The organism is Pelagibacterium montanilacus (genome assembly GCF_003992665.1).
GTDB lineage: Bacteria > Pseudomonadota > Alphaproteobacteria > Rhizobiales > Devosiaceae > Pelagibacterium > Pelagibacterium montanilacus.
Map to the genome: position 1 here is coordinate 101389 of NZ_RZMX01000025.1, position 16607 is coordinate 117995.

A 16607-nucleotide genomic window follows, 5' to 3' on the forward strand; every position below is an offset into this window, starting at 1 on the left:
ATGCGCGCGAGAGGCTCAGCGCCCGCGCCGCACCTGTCCGATTATCGACCGCACCAGCAGGATGACGATGATCGCGGAAATGATGGCGTTGAACCCGGCCAGCGAAATCCCCAAGAGCTCGAACTGCACCGCGTCGCAGGGCACGATCCTGACCCCGCTGAGATCGCCCAGCATGTCCAGACTCACCGCATCGTCGCCCACGCCCGAGCAGCTCGCGGGCCCCTCGAAGATGTCCCACTCCACGCCCGTGTGGTAGATCCCCATCCAGGTGCCCCACACAAACAGCGCCGCCACCGCACCCGAAAGCCCGACGCGCACAGTCTGGCCAAGCCGGTTCCAGCCCAGGATCACGACGGCCAGCATCGGCAGCCCGATATAGTACGGCCAGCGCTGCTCGAGGCAGAGCGGGCAAGGGTAGAGCCCGCCGATATGCTCGAAGGCCAGCGCCCCGAGGATGGCAAACAGGCCCGCCATGAAAGCCGCGTTCACAAGGTTGCGGTTGGGACCAGTGGTGCTGGGCATGTGGCGGACCATCGGTGCGGACCTTATCTGATGTAGCGTATGGCGACGAACCCGCCGATGAGCAGGACCGTAAAGAGCGCGGTCATCAATCCCAGACGCTTTTCGATGAACACCCGGATCGGCTCGCCGTAAAGGTATAGCAGGCCCGCCACGATGAAAAAGCGCGCTCCCCGGGAAATGATCGACCCGATGATGAAGACGGGCAGGAACATGCCCGCCACGCCCGACGCGATGGTGAAAACCTTGTAGGGCACGGGCGTGAACCCGGCCACGAAGACGATCAGGAGCCCGTATTCGTCGAACCAGACCTGAAGCTGATCGAAAGCATCGCCGTAATGGTAGAATTCCAGGATCGGCCGGGCCAGCGGCTCGAACAGCGCGGCCCCGATCAGATAGCCAAAGAGCCCGCCCAGCACCGAGGCGATGGTGCAGATCAGCGCATTGACCCAGGCCGAACGGCGATCGGCGACCACCATGGGGATCAGCATCACGTCTGGAGGAATGGGAAAGAACGAGCTTTCCGCAAAGCTCACCCCGGCCAGCCCCCAGCGGGCGTGCCGGCCGCGCGCAATGTTCATCGCCCAGTCGTACAGTCTGCGCAGCATATCCGGACCCGTCCGCTTTTTACGTTCGTTATCTTCTCAGCCAGCCTGGCGCATGGGGGCCACGCAACGGTATGGACGCACCGGTCCCGGCGCCGGCCACAAGGCTCGCACGCGAACACTGGCACGAGAAGGGTTGAGAAAACGTGGTGCCCTCCGCCGGAATCGAACCGGCACTCCCTAGGGAAACGGATTTTGAGTCCGTCGCGTCTACCAGTTCCGCCAGGAGGGCACGTCTGTGCTCCATAGCGTGAGGCGCGTGCTCAAGGCAAGCCGTATGTGCGCCCCCGTTCGATCGGCCCGGCGCGCCGTCCACGCACCGGCGCTCCCCGACATTGTTCCGCCACACTGGGCCTGCTAAGAGACGACCTGCCCTGCTGGATGGCCCTTTATGGGATTGCTCATGGAGACGACACGGTGCCGACCCTAAGCCGCGTGCTCGCCGCACTGATTCTCGCGCTGTCCAGCGTGTTCGCCGCAATTGCCCCCGCTCAGGCCCTGCCCCAGCTTCTGGTGGACATGAGCACCGGCGAAGTGCTCCACGAGAATGAAGCGGGCGTGCCCTGGCATCCGGCCTCGCTCACCAAGCTCATGACCGCGCTTCTGGCCTTCGAAGCCATAGAGACCGGCCAGGCCTCGCTCTCGACCCCGGTCATTACCACGGCCAATGCGCTGGCCGCCCCGCCCTCCAAGATGGGCTTCCCGCTCGACACCGCCATCACCCTCGAGGATGCGCTCTACCTGCTCATCATCAAGTCGGCCAACGACATCGCCGTGGCCATCGCCGAGACCATCGGGGGGTCCGAAGCGGTTTTCGTGCAGATGATGAACGCCCGGGCCGGGCATCTGGGCATGACCGGCACCAATTTCGTCAATCCCCACGGGCTGCACGACCCCGCCCAGGTCACCACCGCGCGCGACATCGCCGTCCTCGCCCTCGTCATCCGCTCGCGCTTTCCCCAGTACGACGCCATGTTCTCAACACGGACCGTGGTCCATGGCCAGTCGCGCTCGCACACCAACAATGAATTGCTCACCGCCTTTTCGGGCACCGACGGCATGAAGACCGGCTATGTCTGCGCGTCCGGGCTCAACATCGTGGCCACCGCCCACCGCAACGGGCGCCGCCTGCTCGCGGTCACCTTCGGCGGCAGCTCCTCGCGCGAGCGCGGAGAAATGACCGCACAGATGCTGTTTTCCGGTTTTGCCGGCGGCTATCGCGGCACAGGGCGCTCGATCACCCAGGTCGCCAACCGCACCGATCTCGCGCCCGTCAACATGCGCCCCAATGTCTGCGGCGCCGGGGCGGCCAGCTATACCGAGGCCCGCAAGGCCGAATTCCCCCTCGGGCTCGACGGGCAGCTGAGCTATCTGATCGACGACATCGAGCGGCCCGTGCACACCATGTCCATCATGGGCCGCCTGCGCGACGTGCCGCTCCCCCGCCCCCGGCCTGCCGACGCATCGACCATCGCCTCCCGGTTCGCCATGCCCGAGCCCGGGCCGGCGGGCGACAGCGGCCCATCCGAATTCGCCCCCTCCGGCGGCGAGCCCTTCATCCCCCTGCCCCGCCCGCGGCCGGCACTCTGATCAGACGTGCCGGCTCTGACCGGCCCGAGGGCCCCGCTCAGCCACGCCTGGGCCCGGCAATGATCGCAAACCGCAGCACGCCGTCCGCTTCGTCCAGCGAACACGCATGGCCCGCCTTCTGGCAGAACGCGGCCACGTCGATCCGCGCCAGCGGGTCGGTGGCCAGCACCATGAACCGCTCCCCGGGCGCGGCCAGCGACAGGCGCTTTTCGGCCTTGAGCACCGGCATGGGGCATTTGAGCCCCCGGGCATCGATCACCACGGCATTCTCTGCGGCATTTTCTGAGGACAAGGCGCGCTCCGGGCGGCAGCATCGGCCGCGCTGGGGATGAACATCGGGTTGGCGCCCCCATCGGGAGGAGCGCGGAGCTGGAAAGCCTTTGTTTAGCTCTGCCGGTTTACCTTCGCAATGACCAAGGCTGCGGACAGGACGGGGTGCCGGCGGCCGGGAGATCGCGCGGACATGACTTCGCCAGGGCCAGCCGGCCAGGACGCGCCGGCCATCGATGACCGCACCCGGCATATCACCGATATCCGGGGCCGATACTTTCTGGCCAAATGGCGCGGAGAGAGCCCGACCGTTTCCAGTTTCACCTGCCGCATAAGGCGCATCTCCCCGCTCACCATGTCGCTCTCGGCCCCCGTGGGCGGAACGGTAGGGGACGTGGTCATCACCCATTTCGACGAGCTGGGCGTGATCACCGGCACCATCGCGCGCAATCTCGGCTTCGGCTTCGTTGTGGCAATCCAGGCGCTGCATGCCGAGCGCACCCGGCTCGCCGCGCGGGTCACCTGGCTCGAGAAGCGCCGCAATTTCCAGGTTCCCGAGCGCCGACGCCATCCGCGGGTCATCCCGCGCAATCCCGAATCCACCATCATCCTTGCCGATGGCAGCCGCATGCGCTGCACGGTGATCGACATGTCCGCATCAGGCGTCGCCGTCGCCGCCGACATCCTGCCCGCCATGGGCACCCCGCTCGCCGTGGGAAGCGCCGTGGGCCGGGTGGTGCGCCATCTCGACCCGGGCTTTGCCATCGCCTTTATCACGCCCCTCGGGCGCGGCGATCTCGAGCGCCGCCTTATCCGGCCGGCGCCCGAGCAGGTCTATCTCTGAACCTTTGAGGCTAGAGCGTTTCCAGGACAAGTGGAAACACTTTTCCGGTTCGGAAACGCGACAAATCAAAGACTTAGAGCTCCTGTTCTGATTCAATCAGAACAGGAGCTCTATGCGCCGCTTACGGGGCCATCAGCAGCACCCAATGGGTGCCATAGGAGGAATTGGGCGCATAGACCACGGCCAGCCCGGCCTTGCTCGCGCCCGACGTGGCCAGCGCATCGGCATCGGTGCGATTGTTGCGCCAGCCCGAGAAGGTCTCGGCGAAATTCTCGTATCCCGCGCTCAACTGCATCACACTGGCGCCCGAAGGCCGGGAGGGCGCAGTACCCGTGGCCGCATATTGCGCCGCCACCGCCTGGGCCTGCGCATTAAGCGTGGTATCGGCGGAAAGTGCCGACACCCCGCGCACGGACCGGTACTGGTTGATCAGCCCGAGCGCCGCACCCCTGTCCATCTGCGCGCCCTCGCTGGAGATCGGCGTGACGAGGCCAGGGGCCAGCCCGCCCGACGGAGCGGCAGCAGGCCCGAGGCACCCGGCCAGAACGGCAACGAGGCCGAGCGCTGCGATCGTCAGGCCGGCACGTGCGCCGCGCGCGGAAATATTGGCAAGTCCAAGGGTCATCGGAATCCGTCCGGTTGTGGGTGAGGTCAGGCAGGTGGTCCCCGCCTACCACCGCATTTTCACCAAAATGGGGCGTATTCCTTACCTGTCGGGAAACCCATTCGGGATCGTGATCGCCGGCCATGCAACCGGTGCGCGGGGGAAAACCTTAACAAATCGTTGCGAACTGGCATGGCGCTTGCGACGTTTGGTCGAGAAGGCTGGAAAACGCGTCCCATAACGGGACGCCGGCCCATAAAGGGACATCGAGAGGCGAGATGGACGACCCCGAGAGCAGAAAGCGTTTCGTTTCTGCACACCGCCTGCCCGTGGCGGTCGGGGCCCTGCGCGTGCGTGCTCCCGGCCAGCCCGCCGGGTCGGCCTTCGTCGCCCAGGTGCTCGCCACCCGCGCCCCCCAGCCCGAAGCCGCCGATGCCCGCACCCGGGCCGCCACCGGCGCCTATAGGCTGACCGACCGGCTCGACGTCAAGCGCATGCCCATGGGCTACCGCAAGACCATGGACGCCTGATCCGGGAAACCAAGCAATGGAGCGCCCGAAGGCGCCCCTATTCCAGCCCGCCGAACTGCACGTCCCGCGCCGCCGCCCGGATCGAGACGGTGAACCCCGCAATCACGTCGATCAGCGCCATCATCATCAGGATGAAGAACACCGAGGTCGCCGCGAACGGCACCACGAGGAACTCCACCAGGCACACCACGAACACCAGCGTGGAGAGCATGTGATCGACCACCGAGGCATTGCCGAACCGGGTGGACTTCAGGATTTCGCCAAACAACAGCAGCAGCGAGACCGCAAGGAAGAGATCGCCCGCGCCCACGCTCCAGACCCCGCCCGAGACCATGGTGATCGAGAACATCGGCGCCGCCCAGTCCGCCGCCGATCCATAGCCGAAAAGCGCCATCGCGTTATAGGCGACCAGCGGGATGGCCAGAAGCGGCGGGATGAGGAGCGGTGAGGGCCGGGGGGCAGGGGGGCGCATGACGACATTCCTGGCAAGAGGGCGACGAGTGGGACGACAGTGCCCCAATCCCCGCCCCTTATCCAGAGCCTCGTGCCCTTGGGCGCCCGATTAATTGGCGCGCGGGCCCACCATGTCCTCGGGCCGCACCTCGGCGTCGAATTCCTCGCCGGTCAGAAGCCCCAGATTGATCGCCTCTTCGCGCAGGGTCGTGCCGTTCTTGTGGGCGGTCTTGGCGATCTTGGCCGCGTTGTCGTACCCGATCCTGCGGTTGAGGGCGGTCACCAGCATCAGCGAATTGTTCAGATGCTCGTTGATCTTCTTGCGATCGGGCTCGATGCCCACCGCGCAATTGTCGTTGAACGATTTGGCGGCGTCCGCCAGAAGCCGCACCGACTGGATGAAATTGTAGGCGATGACGGGCTTGTAGACATTGAGCTCGAAATTGCCCTGGCTGGCGGCGAACCCGATGGTGGCGTCATTGCCCATCACCTGTGCGGCCACCATGGTCATGGCCTCGGACTGGGTCGGGTTGACCTTGCCCGGCATGATCGAGGAACCCGGCTCGTTCTCGGGAATGGTGATTTCCCCCAGCCCCGACCGGGGGCCCGAAGCCAGCCAGCGCACGTCGTTGGCGATCTTCATGAGCGCGGCGGCGAGCTGCTTGAGCGCGCCCGATGCCCCCACGAACGCGTCGTGCCCGGCGAGCACCGCGAACTTGTTGGGCGCGGTGACGAACGCATGGCCCGACAGCGCCGCGATCTCCTCGGCCACCAGGCGCGCATAATCGGGATGGGTGTTGAGCCCGGTGCCCACCGCCGTGCCGCCCAGCGCCAGCTCGCGCAGTTGGGGGAGCGTGGCGCGGATCGCATCGAGGGCCCGGTCGATCTGGGCCACCCAGCCCGAGATTTCCTGTCCCAGCGTCAGAGGCGTGGCGTCCTGGAGGTGGGTGCGCCCGATCTTGACCACGTCCATGAAGGCTGCGGACTTGGCGTCCAGCGTATCGCGCAGCACCTTGACCTTGGGCAGGAGCGCGTCCTCGATCACGGTCACCGCGGCGATGTGCATGGCGGTGGGATAGGTGTCGTTGGACGACTGGCTCATGTTGACGTGGTCATTGGGATGGACCGGCTTTTTCGTGCCCATCTGTCCGCCGGCCATCTCGATGGCGCGGTTGGAGATCACCTCGTTGACGTTCATATTGGACTGGGTACCCGACCCGGTCTGCCAGACCACCAGCGGGAAATGATCGTCGAGCGTGCCGCCGATCACCTCGTCGGCCGCCGCAACGATCAGCGCGCAGGTCTCGGCGTCCATCAGCCCCAGGCTCTTGTTGGTGAGCGCGGCGGCCTTTTTCAAAATGCCGAAGGCGTGGACGATCTCAAGCGGCATCTTCTCGCCACCGATATCGAAATTCTGGAGCGAGCGCGCGGTCTGTGCGCCGTAATATCTGTCCGAAGGCACCGCGATCGGGCCCATGGAATCGGTTTCGGTGCGCGTGCTCATCAGATGTCCTCCGGGGATCATGAAAAAGGCCAGTCCCTGATCTCAAGGACTGGCCGTAATCGTGCAGGCTCTGTGCCGTCAATGCCGCTTTGGTCTATGCCCGTCAGGCACTCGAGCGTTTCCGGCAACAGCAGGAGCACTTTCCCGCTTCGGAATCGCGACCAGTCAGCGGCCCGCGGCTCAGTTGCCCTTGGGCTCGAGGATCTGCCGGCCGCGATACATGCCGGACTTCAGATCGACGTGGTGCGGACGGCGCAGCTCGCCGCTGTCCTTGTCTTCCACGTAAGCCGAATTCTTGAGCGCGTCAGCCGAACGGCGGAACCCGCGCTTCATCGGCGTCGTCTTTCTCTTGGGGACTGCCATTTTCCTGCTCCAGGTCTGGGCTGCTGGGGTTCGGGCGACAATTGGATAGGCCGCGCCGGGGACGCCAAGCATACTTCTCGTGTCTCGGATCGTGGCGCTCTATAAAGGATCGTGGCGGGTTTGGCTAGAGCGCCAGACGCAAAATCCCGCCTTTGGCCGCCGCGCCCCTTACAATTGCGGTTCGCCGGAAAAAACGCATTCCGCATTGGCGGAAAATCGCCGCGCCCGCGTCTCGACGATCCCCGCCACGCGGCGCATGCCCGCGCTCGGAGCCGCAGGGTTGCGCAGGTGCGGATTGGGCAGGCTGACCGTGAGCAGCGTCGCCCGCTCCCAGGTAAAGCTCTCCGCGCCCGTCCCGAAGGCCCGCTGAGCGCCCGCCTCCACCCCGAACGTGCCCCCGGGCCCCCATTCGGCGATGTTGAGATAGATCTCGAGGATGCGCCGCTTGGGCAGCACCAGGTCGATATAGACCGCCAGCGGCACCTCGAGCGCCTTGCGCACCACCGAGCGGGAATTGACCAGGAAAAGATTGCGCGCCACCTGCATGGTAATGGTGGACGCCCCCCGCGCCTCCTCGCCTGCGCGCCAGTTCTGAAATTCGATGTGCAGCGCTGCCCAGTCCACCCCGTCATGGCGGCAGAACTGCCCGTCTTCCGAGAGCACCACGGCGGTCTTGAGCCGGTCCGAGATCGTGTCGATATCCCGCCACTCCCGCGCGACCGGCTGGAGAGTGAGGTATCGGGCGATCATCAGGGTCGAGACCGGCGGCACCAGTCCATAGACCGGCACGAGCACCAGCGGCAGGGCGATCACGATTGCGCACAGTGCAAGGACGACGCGCGCCATCCCCCACACCAGGCCCCGCCTTTTGTTCCGTCCAGCCAAGAAGGGACTTCCTGTTTCTCGCGCGCCCCACGCGTGGCGCTTGTAGAACGAGTGCGAACCCATTAGCAAATCCGGCCATGACTGGACCAGACATGACCGCACCGGACCTCACCGACGCCATCGCACGCTGCGCTGCCCGCACCGAGCGCTTTCTCGCCGCCCGCCTCGAGCGGTCGGCGATCCCTTCGAGGCTGCGCGCGGCGATGGTCCATGGCGCCTTGGGCGGGGGCAAGCGATTACGGCCCTTCCTCGTGCAGTCCTCCGCCGCGCTTTTCGGCGTGGAGGCTGAACACGCCCTTGCGGCCGGCGCCGCGCTCGAAATGGTCCATTGCTACTCACTGGTCCATGACGATCTCCCCGACATGGACAACGACACCCTGCGCCGCGGCAAGCCCACGGTCTGGGTCCAGTTCGATCCGGCCACCGCGATTCTCGCAGGAGACGGGCTGCTGACCGAAGCCTTCGCGCTTCTGGCCGACCCCCTCGTCCACCCCGACCCGGCGGTGCGCGCCGAATTGATCGCGGCCCTCGCGCTCGGCTCCGGCCCCCAGGGCATGGTGGGCGGCCAGATGGAGGATATCGAAGGGGAAACCACCGCGCTTGACCAGGACGCCATCTTTGCGATGCAGGCCAAAAAGACCGGCGCGCTGATTCGCACCGGGGTCGAGATGGGCGCCATCCTGGGTCGGGCGGACCCCGAAATCCGGTCCGGGCTGATCCGCTATGGCGCGGCAGCCGGCCTCGCCTTCCAGATCGCCGACGACATTCTCGACGTCACCGCCACCTCGGACGCGCTCGGCAAGACCGCCGGCAAGGACCTCGCCCAGAACAAATCCACCATCGTCGCCCTCCGCGGCGTCGACGCCGCGCGCGACATCCTCGACCGCGCGGTCGCCGATGGCATCGACGCTCTCAGGGATTTCGGGCCCCAGGCAGCCCCCCTGCACGCCCTGATCCGGTTCTTCGCCAGCCGGCAAAGCTGAGCGCTCGTCAGCCGGCCTTTACCCGCGCGGCCCCCGAGCCGAAGCGCTTTTCGATATAGTCGGCCACCATGACCTTGAACTGGTCGGCAACGTCCGCCCCCCGGAGCGTTGCGACCTTCTGGCCGTCGACGAACACCGGAGCCGAGGGCGTCTCCCCGGTCCCGGGCAGCGAGATGCCGATATCGGCGTGCTTTGATTCCCCCGGCCCGTTCACGATGCAGCCCATCACCGCAACGCTCATGGCCTCGACCCCGGGATATTTCTCGCGCCATTCGGGCATAGAGGACGACAGGTGGTCCTGGATGTCCTTGGCCAGCGTCTGGAAGGTCGTCGAGGTCGTCCGCCCGCAGCCCGGGCACGCGGCCACCACCGGCACGAACTGGCGGAATCCCATGGTCTGGAGGAGCTCCTGGGCCACTTTGACCTCGAGCGTCCGGTCCCCGCCGGGCTCGGGCGTCAGCGAAATCCGGATCGTGTCCCCGATCCCCTCCTGGAGCAGGATCCCCATCGCCGCCGAGGAGGCAACGATGCCCTTGGACCCCATCCCCGCCTCGGTGAGCCCCAGATGCAGCGCATAATCGCACCGGGCCGCCAGATCCTTGTAGACCGCGATGAGCTGCTGGACGTCCGACACCTTGGTCGAAAGGATGATCTTCTCGCGCCCCATGCCCAGCGCCTCGGCCCGCTCGGCCGAATAGAGCGCGGACCGGATGATCGCCTCGCGCTGGACATGCGCGGCGCTCCAGGGCTCGGGCCGGGCGGCGTTCTCGTCCATGAGCGCGGTCAGAAGCTCCTGGTCGAGCGACCCCCAGTTGACCCCGATCCGCACCGGCTTGTCGTGCCGGTTGGCGATCTCGATCATCTGGGAGAACTGGGTGTCCCGCTTGTCCTTGAACCCCACATTGCCCGGATTGATCCGGTACTTGGCCAACGCCTCGGCGCAGGCGGGATGATCGGCCAGAAGCTTGTGGCCGATATAGTGGAAATCGCCCACCAGCGGCACATCGAAGCCCAGCACCATCAGCCGGTCCCGGATATGGGGCACCGCGGCGGCGGCCTCGTCCCGGTCCACCGTGATCCGCACGATTTCCGAGCCTGCGCGCGCCAGCGCCGCCACCTGCCGGACCGTGGCGTCGATATCGGCGGTGTCGGTGTTGGTCATGGACTGGACCACCACCGGTCCCGCGCCGCCCACCAGCACGCCGCCCACATCTACGCCCACCGATTTCCTGCGCTTGAGAGGACCTGTCATTCGCCTTCATCCTTGGGGCGTTTCCGGGAAAAGCGGAGACATCTTTCCGTCCGGAAACACGACACATCACCAACTCGGGCTCCGGTTCTGATTCCGACGAGAACCGGATATGCCCAAGGGCATCGCTTGTGCGCCACACATAGGCGCTGGCCGCCATCGAGGCAATACGAGCCATCGGGTGGCACGGCTTCGTGACACCCACTTGAAACCCGCGCAGGCCTCCCCACTTATCTTGTCATGATCAGACAGCTCTCTTCCATGCTCCTCCCCCGGTTCCTGCGTTTTCGCAGGCATGTCGTGCTGCTGGCGAAAGCCTTCATGGCGCGCGAGACCCCCACGCATCTGAAGGTCGCGACCCTGTTCGCGGTCCTCTATCTCATCAGCCCCGTCGATCTCATCCCCGATGTGATCCCGTTCGCCGGCTGGCTCGATGATCTGGTGATCGTGCCGCTCATCATGAGCCTGATCGTGGCCCGGCTCCCGCAGGCCCAGCCCGTTCCGGTCCGGACCGACCGGCCGGTGATCGATGGATCGGCGCGCCACCGCCATTAACGCGGCCCGGGAACCAAAGGCCCGCGATTCGAATTGTCTGGGTGCCATTGGGGCCGAGATGAGGGAATTTGCATTATGGGTCTTTCAACAATAATCCTGATCATTCTGATCCTGCTTCTGGTCGGCGCGCTGCCGACGTGGGGCTATTCGCGAAGCTGGGGGTACGGACCCACCGGCATCCTGGGTGTCATCCTGATCGTCATCCTGATCCTGATGCTCATGGGCCAGATATAGGCCCAGCGTCTGTCGGCATGCCTTGACAGGGATAGATCACACGCCAGGACGCAAAAAGGCCCGCCACGCAGCACGCGTGACGGGCCCTTTTTTTTATCTTTACTCCCGGCCGGTCGGCTCAGAGCGCCTGCGCGAACGACCCGGTGGCGCGATCGGCCGCATCCGCCTCGTTGCGCATCGCGATATCGGCGATCGATTCCATCAGCGCGCTGGCCGGTACGGGCTTTGAGAAATAATAGCCCTGGAACAGAGAGCAGCCCCGGGAGGTGAGGAAATCGACCTCCTCGCGCCGCTCGGTGCCTTCGGCCAGGATTTTGAGCCCCAGACCCTTGGACAGCGCGATCACCGCCTCGCAGATCGCCTGGGAATCGGTGTCGGTGTCCACATGGGTCACGAATTCCCGGTCGATCTTGAGCTTGTCGAAAGGCAGCTTGCGCAGATAGCTCATTGAAGCGTATCCGGTGCCGAAATCGTCGATCGCCACGCTGATGCCCATGTCCTTGAGCCGGGAGAAGGTGCGGCGCGTATAGTCCGCATCGGCCATCGCGGCGGTTTCGGTCAACTCGATCTCGATCAGCCCCGGCTCGATCCGCGCCGCATCCATCGCTTCGCGCACGATTGTCTCGATGCGGGGGTCGAGGAACTGGCTGGCCGAGAGATTGACCGCGATCCTGAGCGGATCATTGCCCTCGTCCTTCCAGCGCCCCACCTGTCCACAGGCTTCGCGCAGGACCCAAAGCCCGATCTCGTCGATCAGCCCGGTGCGCTCGGCGATGGGGATGAACTTGGCGGGCGGGATCATGCCCATCTCGGGATGGGTCCAGCGCAGCAGCGCTTCGGCCCCTGTCACCTTGCCCCGGCCCAGATCGACCACCGGCTGGTAGTGCAGCGAGAACTGGTTGCCCACGAGCGCGGAGCGCAACTCCTGCTCGAGCACATAGCGTTCGCGCATACGCTCCCGGGACTGGGCGGTAAAGATGCTGACCCCGTTCACCGCGCTGGTGTCGACCGCCGCGGCAATGGCCCGGTCGACCAGCACCTCGGCCCGCTCGGCATCCTCTGTCGAGGTCGCGATCCCGACGCTGAAGGTCGGCGCGGATTCGAACGCCCCGTCCACCACGCGCGCGCCCAGCCCGCTCAGGACCGTCTTTGCCAGATGCGAGACACCGGCGGCGTCGGGATCGGAGAGGACCATGGCAAGGCTCTGGTCGTCGATGCGCCCGATCGGGGCGCCGGCCGGCGCCAGTCCCCCGAGCCGGGAAGCCAGGACCCGCATGACGAGATCGGCCCGCCCCTGATCAAAGCTCGCCGTGATCCGCTCGAGCATCGCCAGCCGGAAGACCACGAGCGAGACCGGCTCGCCCCGGGCCATCCGCGCGTCGATTTCGGTGGCGAGACTCGCGCGATTGGCCAGGCCGGTCACCTTGTCGAGGGTTTCGAGTTCGACCAGCGTGGTCTCGAGCCGGGTGAGCGTTTCGGCCGCATCGGCCATCAGCGTGCCCGCCTCGTCGGTGAATCCGCGCGGCAGATCGAGGATCTGGCGGCTGGTGCTGTAGGTGCGCAGCGCTTTGGAGGTGATGAGCACCGGCTGGAGCAGCGCGTTGAGGATGAACAGCGTCACCCCGGTCCCCGCCAGCGTCGCGACAAGCGCGACGAGCAGCGTCCCCCAGATCAGCGCCGGATCGGCGGTGAGGTTGAACACCGACCAGGCGATGATGCCCAGAAGAGGAATATGGGTTCCAAGGAACGCCATGATCATGATCTTGGCGCGATAGTTCAGCTTCCCGAACCGCGCGACCGCTGTGTAGATGGACAGGGAATTCACGAAAGCTGTCTCCCGATTATCGTTCGCTCCAATGTGAACGGGGAGATGCTTTCTAAGTATGAATACCGATAAGCAGGCCCCGTGGGGCCTGCAATTAACCTCAATGATAAGTTAAGCGATCAGCCGATCCTGACCAGCAGATCCTTGGCGTCGATCTGGTCGCCCGGCTTGACCAGCACTTCGGCGATCTCCCCGTCCGCTTCCGCGTGCAGCGCGGTCTCCATCTTCATCGCCTCGATGGTCAAAAGCACGTCCCCGGCCGAAACGCTCTGGCCGGCCGAAACGGTGACCGAGGAGACGACGCCCGGCATGGGCGCGCCCACCTGCTTGGGGTCGCCCGAGACGGCCTTGGGACGGGCCACCACGTCGCCGGCCTTGAGCCGGTCGGGCACCACAACCGCCCGGGGCTGGCCGTTGAGCTCGAAAAACACCCGCACCATGCCCTTTTCATTGGTCTCGGACCGCCCCAGAAGCTGGACGACCAGCGTCTTGCCCTTCTCGAGCTCGACCAGCGCTTCTTCGCTCGCGTCGAGCCCGTAAAAATAGACCGGGGTCGGCAGCACTTCGGTGGGCCCGTAGAGCGCCTGGGCCTTCATGAACTCGACGAAGACCTTCGGATACATGAGATAGGACGCCAGCCGATAGTCGTCGACTTCGGCCTCCACCGCCTCTTCGGCCGCCTTGCGCTCGGCATCGAGATCGGCCGGAGCCAGCCCCTTGCCCGGACGTTCCGAGAGCGGCGTGCGCCCCTTGAGCACCTTTTTCTGCAGCGCCTCGGGAAAGCCCCCCGGGGGCTGGCCCAGATCGCCGGCAAAGAACCCGATCACCGAATCGGGAAACGAGACGTCCTTGTCGGGATTCTCGACGTCCGCGCGGGTGAGCCCGGACGAGACCATGGCCAGCGCCATGTCGCCCACCACCTTGGACGAGGGGGTTACCTTCACGATGTCCCCGAACATCTGGTTGACGTCCGCATAGGTCTGGGCGACTTCGTGCCAGCGCCGCTCGAGCCCCATCGAGCGCGCCTGCTCCTTGAGATTGGTGAACTGCCCGCCGGGCATCTCGTGCAGATAGACTTCCGAAGCCCCGCCCTTGAGGTCGGATTCGAACGCCCGGTACTGCGTCCTGACCGCTTCCCAGTAAAACGAGATCTCGCGGATCACCTTGGGATCGAGCCCGCTGTCGCGCTCGGTGCCCGCAAGCGCGGCCACCAGCGAACCCAGCGTCGGCTGGCTGGTCGTGCCCGAGAACGAATCCATGGCCGCATCGACCGCATCGACGCCCGCATCGCAGGCCGCCAGCACCGTTGCCGCCGCCGCGCCCGAGGTATCGTGGGTATGGAAGTGGATCGGCAGGCCGACTTCCTCCTTGAGCGCCTTGAACAGCGCCCGGGCCGCGGCGGGCTTCATCAGCCCCGCCATGTCCTTGACGCCCAGCACATGGGCGCCTGCCGCCTCGAGCTCCTTGGCCAGCCCCACATAATATTTGAGGTCGTACTTGGCCCTGTCCGGATCGAGCATGTCCCCGGTGTAGCAGACCGTGCCCTCGCAGACCTTGCCCGCTCCATTCACCGCGTCCATGGCCACCCGCATGTTCTCCACCCAATTGAGGCAGTCGAACACCCGGAAGATATCCACCCCGCCCTGGGCGGCCTTCTCGACGAAATAGGCGACCACATTGTCCGGGTAGTTGGTGTAGCCCACCCCGTTGGCGCCGCGCAGCAGCATCTGGGTGAGGATGTTGGGCGCCTCCTCGCGCACCTTCCACAGCCGCTCCCAGGGATCCTCGTTCAAAAACCGCATCGAGACGTCAAAGGTCGCCCCGCCCCAGCATTCGAGCGAAAAGAGCTCGGGCAGCCCGCGCGAATAGGCCTTGGCGATCCCCGCGATGTCATGGGTGCGCATCCGGGTCGCCAGAAGGCTCTGGTGCCCGTCGCGCATGGTGGTGTCGGTAAAGAGCACCCGGCTCTGGCCCTTCATCCAATCGGCCAGCCCCTTGGGTCCATCCCGCTCGAGAACCTGCCGGCTGCCCTCGACCACCGGAAGCGGCGGATAATCGGGCACCACGGGCGATGCTGCCCCCTCGGGCGGGCGCGGACGGTCGCGCACTTCCGGATGCCCGTTCACCGTCACGTCCGCGATATAGGTCAGAAGCTTGGTCGCCCGGTCCTGCCGCTTGGGCATGTCGAAAAGCTCGGGCGTCGTGTCGATGAACCGGGTGGTGTAGGAATTGTCCCGGAACGAGGGGTGGGAGATGATGTTCTCGAGGAAGGCCAGATTGGTCGAAACCCCGCGGATGCGGAACTCGCGCAGCGCACGGTCCATGCGCGCGATCGCCTCCTGGGGCGTTGGCGCCCAGCAGGTCACTTTTTCCAGCAGCGGATCGTAGTAGCGGGTGATCACCGCGCCCGAATAGGCGGTGCCCCCATCGAGCCGGACCCCGAACCCCGTCGCCCCGCGATAGGCGGTGATCCGGCCGTAATCGGGGATGAAATTCTCTTCGGGATCCTCGGTCGTCACCCGGCACTGGAGCGCATGACCATGCAGGACGATGTCCTTTTGCGCAGGAATCCCCGATTCGGGCGTCCCGATCACCGCCCCGTCCATCACCCGGATCTGGGCCTTGACGATGTCGATGCCCGTCACCTCCTCGGTGACCGTGTGCTCGACCTGGATGCGCGGATTGACCTCGATGAAGTAAAAGGCGTCGGTGTCCGCGTCCATCAGGAACTCGACGGTGCCCGCGCAGCGGTAACTGGCTTCATTGCCCAGCTTGAGCGCCGCATCTGTCAGCGCCTTGCGCACTTCCTCGCCCAGATAGGGAGCGGGCGCCCGCTCGACCACCTTCTGGTTGCGGCGCTGGACCGAACAGTCGCGCTCGAACAGATGCACGAGATTGCCATGGTCGTCGCCCAGAAGCTGGACTTCCACGTGCCGCGCCTTTTCCACCAGCTTTTCGAGATACATCTCGTCCTTGCCGAACGCGGCCTTGGCCTCGCGCTTGCCTTCCGAGACCTCCGAGCGGAGCTGCTTGGGATCGGTGATCCGGCGCATGCCGCGCCCGCCCCCGCCCCAGCTCGCCTTGAGCATCAGCGGATAGCCGATCTCCTCGGCCATCTTCTCGACCTGGTCGAGATCGTCGGGCAGGGGCTCGGTGGCAGGAACCACCGGCACCCCGGCGGCGATCGCCATGTTGCGCGCGGCGACCTTGTTGCCCAGATCGCGCATGGTCTGCGCCCTGGGCCCGATAAAGACGATCCCCGCCGCCTCGCAGGCATCGGCAAATTCCGGGCTCTCGGACAAGAGCCCATAGCCCGGATGGATGGCATCGGCCCCCGAAAGGCGCGCCACGCGGATATATTCCTCGATCTGCAGATACGCCTCGACCGGCCCCAGCCCCTTGCCGATCAGATAGGCCTCGTCCGCCTTGAACCGGTGCAGCGCGAGCTTGTCTTCCTCGGCATAGACGGCGACGGTCTTGAGCCCCAGCTCGTTTGCGGCGCGAAACACGCGGATCGCGATTTCCGAGCGGTTGGCAACGAGGATTTTCTTGATCGTCATGGACCCATCCATCGGTTGGGAGCCGGGGCGCCGA

General features: G+C 65.7%; 17 protein-coding genes and 1 tRNA gene. 6 read left to right on the plus strand and 12 right to left on the minus strand.

Annotated elements, in window-relative coordinates; all coding sequences use genetic code 11:
* Positions 1 to 15: 15 nt before the first annotated feature.
* From EO136_RS09425 to EO136_RS09435, 3 genes are all read right to left on the minus strand, one after another.
* Positions 16 to 522 carry a disulfide bond formation protein B gene (locus EO136_RS09425; protein ID WP_127144186.1) on the minus strand — a complete coding sequence of 169 codons (507 nt, stop codon included), beginning with the start codon at positions 520 to 522 and terminating at the stop codon, positions 16 to 18.
* A gap of 23 nt (positions 523 to 545) precedes the next feature.
* A complete protein-coding gene (locus tag EO136_RS09430) occupies positions 546 to 1127 on the minus strand; it encodes a YqaA family protein (protein WP_127144187.1) in 582 nt (193 codons plus the stop codon).
* Positions 1128 to 1271: 144 nt separating this feature from the next.
* A tRNA-Leu gene (locus tag EO136_RS09435) sits at positions 1272 to 1356 on the minus strand.
* A gap of 185 nt (positions 1357 to 1541) precedes the next feature.
* Between EO136_RS09435 and EO136_RS09440 the strand changes: the two genes are divergently transcribed.
* On the plus strand, positions 1542 to 2714 hold the full coding sequence (locus tag EO136_RS09440; RefSeq protein ID WP_164730515.1) for a D-alanyl-D-alanine carboxypeptidase family protein: 1173 nt from the start codon (positions 1542 to 1544) through the stop codon (positions 2712 to 2714).
* A 37-nt stretch (positions 2715 to 2751) separates the two neighbouring features.
* On the opposite strand, the gene EO136_RS18830 is transcribed toward EO136_RS09440, so the two are convergent.
* Complete coding sequence (locus EO136_RS18830; RefSeq protein ID WP_246018314.1) at positions 2752 to 3006, minus strand: sulfurtransferase TusA family protein; 255 nt, start codon at positions 3004 to 3006, stop codon at positions 2752 to 2754.
* A 171-nt stretch (positions 3007 to 3177) separates the two neighbouring features.
* On the opposite strand from EO136_RS18830, the gene EO136_RS09450 reads away from it, so the two are divergent.
* A complete protein-coding gene (locus EO136_RS09450) occupies positions 3178 to 3828 on the plus strand; it encodes a PilZ domain-containing protein (protein WP_164730516.1) in 651 nt (216 codons plus the stop codon).
* 121 nt (positions 3829 to 3949) lie between these two features.
* On the opposite strand, the gene EO136_RS09455 is transcribed toward EO136_RS09450, so the two are convergent.
* The gene (locus EO136_RS09455; protein WP_127144191.1) at positions 3950 to 4453 is read right to left on the minus strand and encodes a CAP domain-containing protein; all 504 of its coding nucleotides are present in this window, start codon (positions 4451 to 4453) and stop codon (positions 3950 to 3952) included.
* A gap of 257 nt (positions 4454 to 4710) precedes the next feature.
* Here EO136_RS09455 and EO136_RS09460 point away from each other — a divergent pair, with 257 nt between their 5' ends.
* On the plus strand, positions 4711 to 4962 hold the full coding sequence (locus tag EO136_RS09460; RefSeq protein ID WP_127144192.1) for a hypothetical protein: 252 nt from the start codon (positions 4711 to 4713) through the stop codon (positions 4960 to 4962).
* Positions 4963 to 4999: 37 nt separating this feature from the next.
* Here the strand turns inward: EO136_RS09460 and EO136_RS09465 are convergent, their stop codons facing one another.
* The 4 genes from EO136_RS09465 to EO136_RS09480 all read right to left on the minus strand — a co-directional run bounded on the left by EO136_RS09465 (position 5000) and on the right by EO136_RS09480 (position 8128).
* Positions 5000 to 5434, minus strand: coding sequence for a hypothetical protein (locus EO136_RS09465; RefSeq protein WP_127144193.1), 435 nt, complete (start codon positions 5432 to 5434; stop codon positions 5000 to 5002).
* Positions 5435 to 5524: 90 nt separating this feature from the next.
* The gene (fumC, locus tag EO136_RS09470; RefSeq protein WP_127144194.1) at positions 5525 to 6919 is read right to left on the minus strand and encodes a class II fumarate hydratase; all 1395 of its coding nucleotides are present in this window, start codon (positions 6917 to 6919) and stop codon (positions 5525 to 5527) included.
* 180 nt (positions 6920 to 7099) lie between these two features.
* On the minus strand, positions 7100 to 7282 hold the full coding sequence (gene rpmF / locus EO136_RS09475; protein ID WP_127144195.1) for a 50S ribosomal protein L32: 183 nt from the start codon (positions 7280 to 7282) through the stop codon (positions 7100 to 7102).
* A 168-nt stretch (positions 7283 to 7450) separates the two neighbouring features.
* The gene (locus tag EO136_RS09480) at positions 7451 to 8128 is read right to left on the minus strand and encodes a transglycosylase domain-containing protein (protein ID WP_127144196.1); all 678 of its coding nucleotides are present in this window, start codon (positions 8126 to 8128) and stop codon (positions 7451 to 7453) included.
* A gap of 131 nt (positions 8129 to 8259) precedes the next feature.
* Between EO136_RS09480 and EO136_RS09485 the strand changes: the two genes are divergently transcribed.
* Positions 8260 to 9150: a polyprenyl synthetase family protein gene (locus EO136_RS09485; protein ID WP_246018315.1), complete on the plus strand. Its 891-nt coding sequence runs from the start codon at positions 8260 to 8262 to the stop codon at positions 9148 to 9150.
* Between the two features lie 7 nt (positions 9151 to 9157).
* Here the strand turns inward: EO136_RS09485 and ispG are convergent, their stop codons facing one another.
* Positions 9158 to 10402: a flavodoxin-dependent (E)-4-hydroxy-3-methylbut-2-enyl-diphosphate synthase gene (ispG, locus tag EO136_RS09490; RefSeq protein ID WP_127144198.1), complete on the minus strand. Its 1245-nt coding sequence runs from the start codon at positions 10400 to 10402 to the stop codon at positions 9158 to 9160.
* 258 nt (positions 10403 to 10660) lie between these two features.
* Here ispG and EO136_RS09495 point away from each other — a divergent pair, with 258 nt between their 5' ends.
* Positions 10661 to 10954 (plus strand): YkvA family protein, encoded by a 294-nt coding sequence (locus tag EO136_RS09495; RefSeq protein WP_164730517.1) that lies wholly within the window; start codon positions 10661 to 10663, stop codon positions 10952 to 10954.
* Between the two features lie 75 nt (positions 10955 to 11029).
* A complete protein-coding gene (locus EO136_RS09500) occupies positions 11030 to 11188 on the plus strand; it encodes a DUF3309 family protein (protein ID WP_127144200.1) in 159 nt (52 codons plus the stop codon).
* Positions 11189 to 11306: 118 nt separating this feature from the next.
* Here the strand turns inward: EO136_RS09500 and EO136_RS09505 are convergent, their stop codons facing one another.
* Both EO136_RS09505 and pyc read right to left on the minus strand, forming a co-directional pair.
* Positions 11307 to 13013: a putative bifunctional diguanylate cyclase/phosphodiesterase gene (locus EO136_RS09505; RefSeq protein ID WP_127144201.1), complete on the minus strand. Its 1707-nt coding sequence runs from the start codon at positions 13011 to 13013 to the stop codon at positions 11307 to 11309.
* A gap of 119 nt (positions 13014 to 13132) precedes the next feature.
* Entirely contained in the window at positions 13133 to 16573 is a 3441-nt protein-coding gene (pyc, locus tag EO136_RS09510) for a pyruvate carboxylase (RefSeq protein WP_127144202.1), read from the minus strand.
* Between the last annotated feature and the right edge of the window lie 34 nt (positions 16574 to 16607).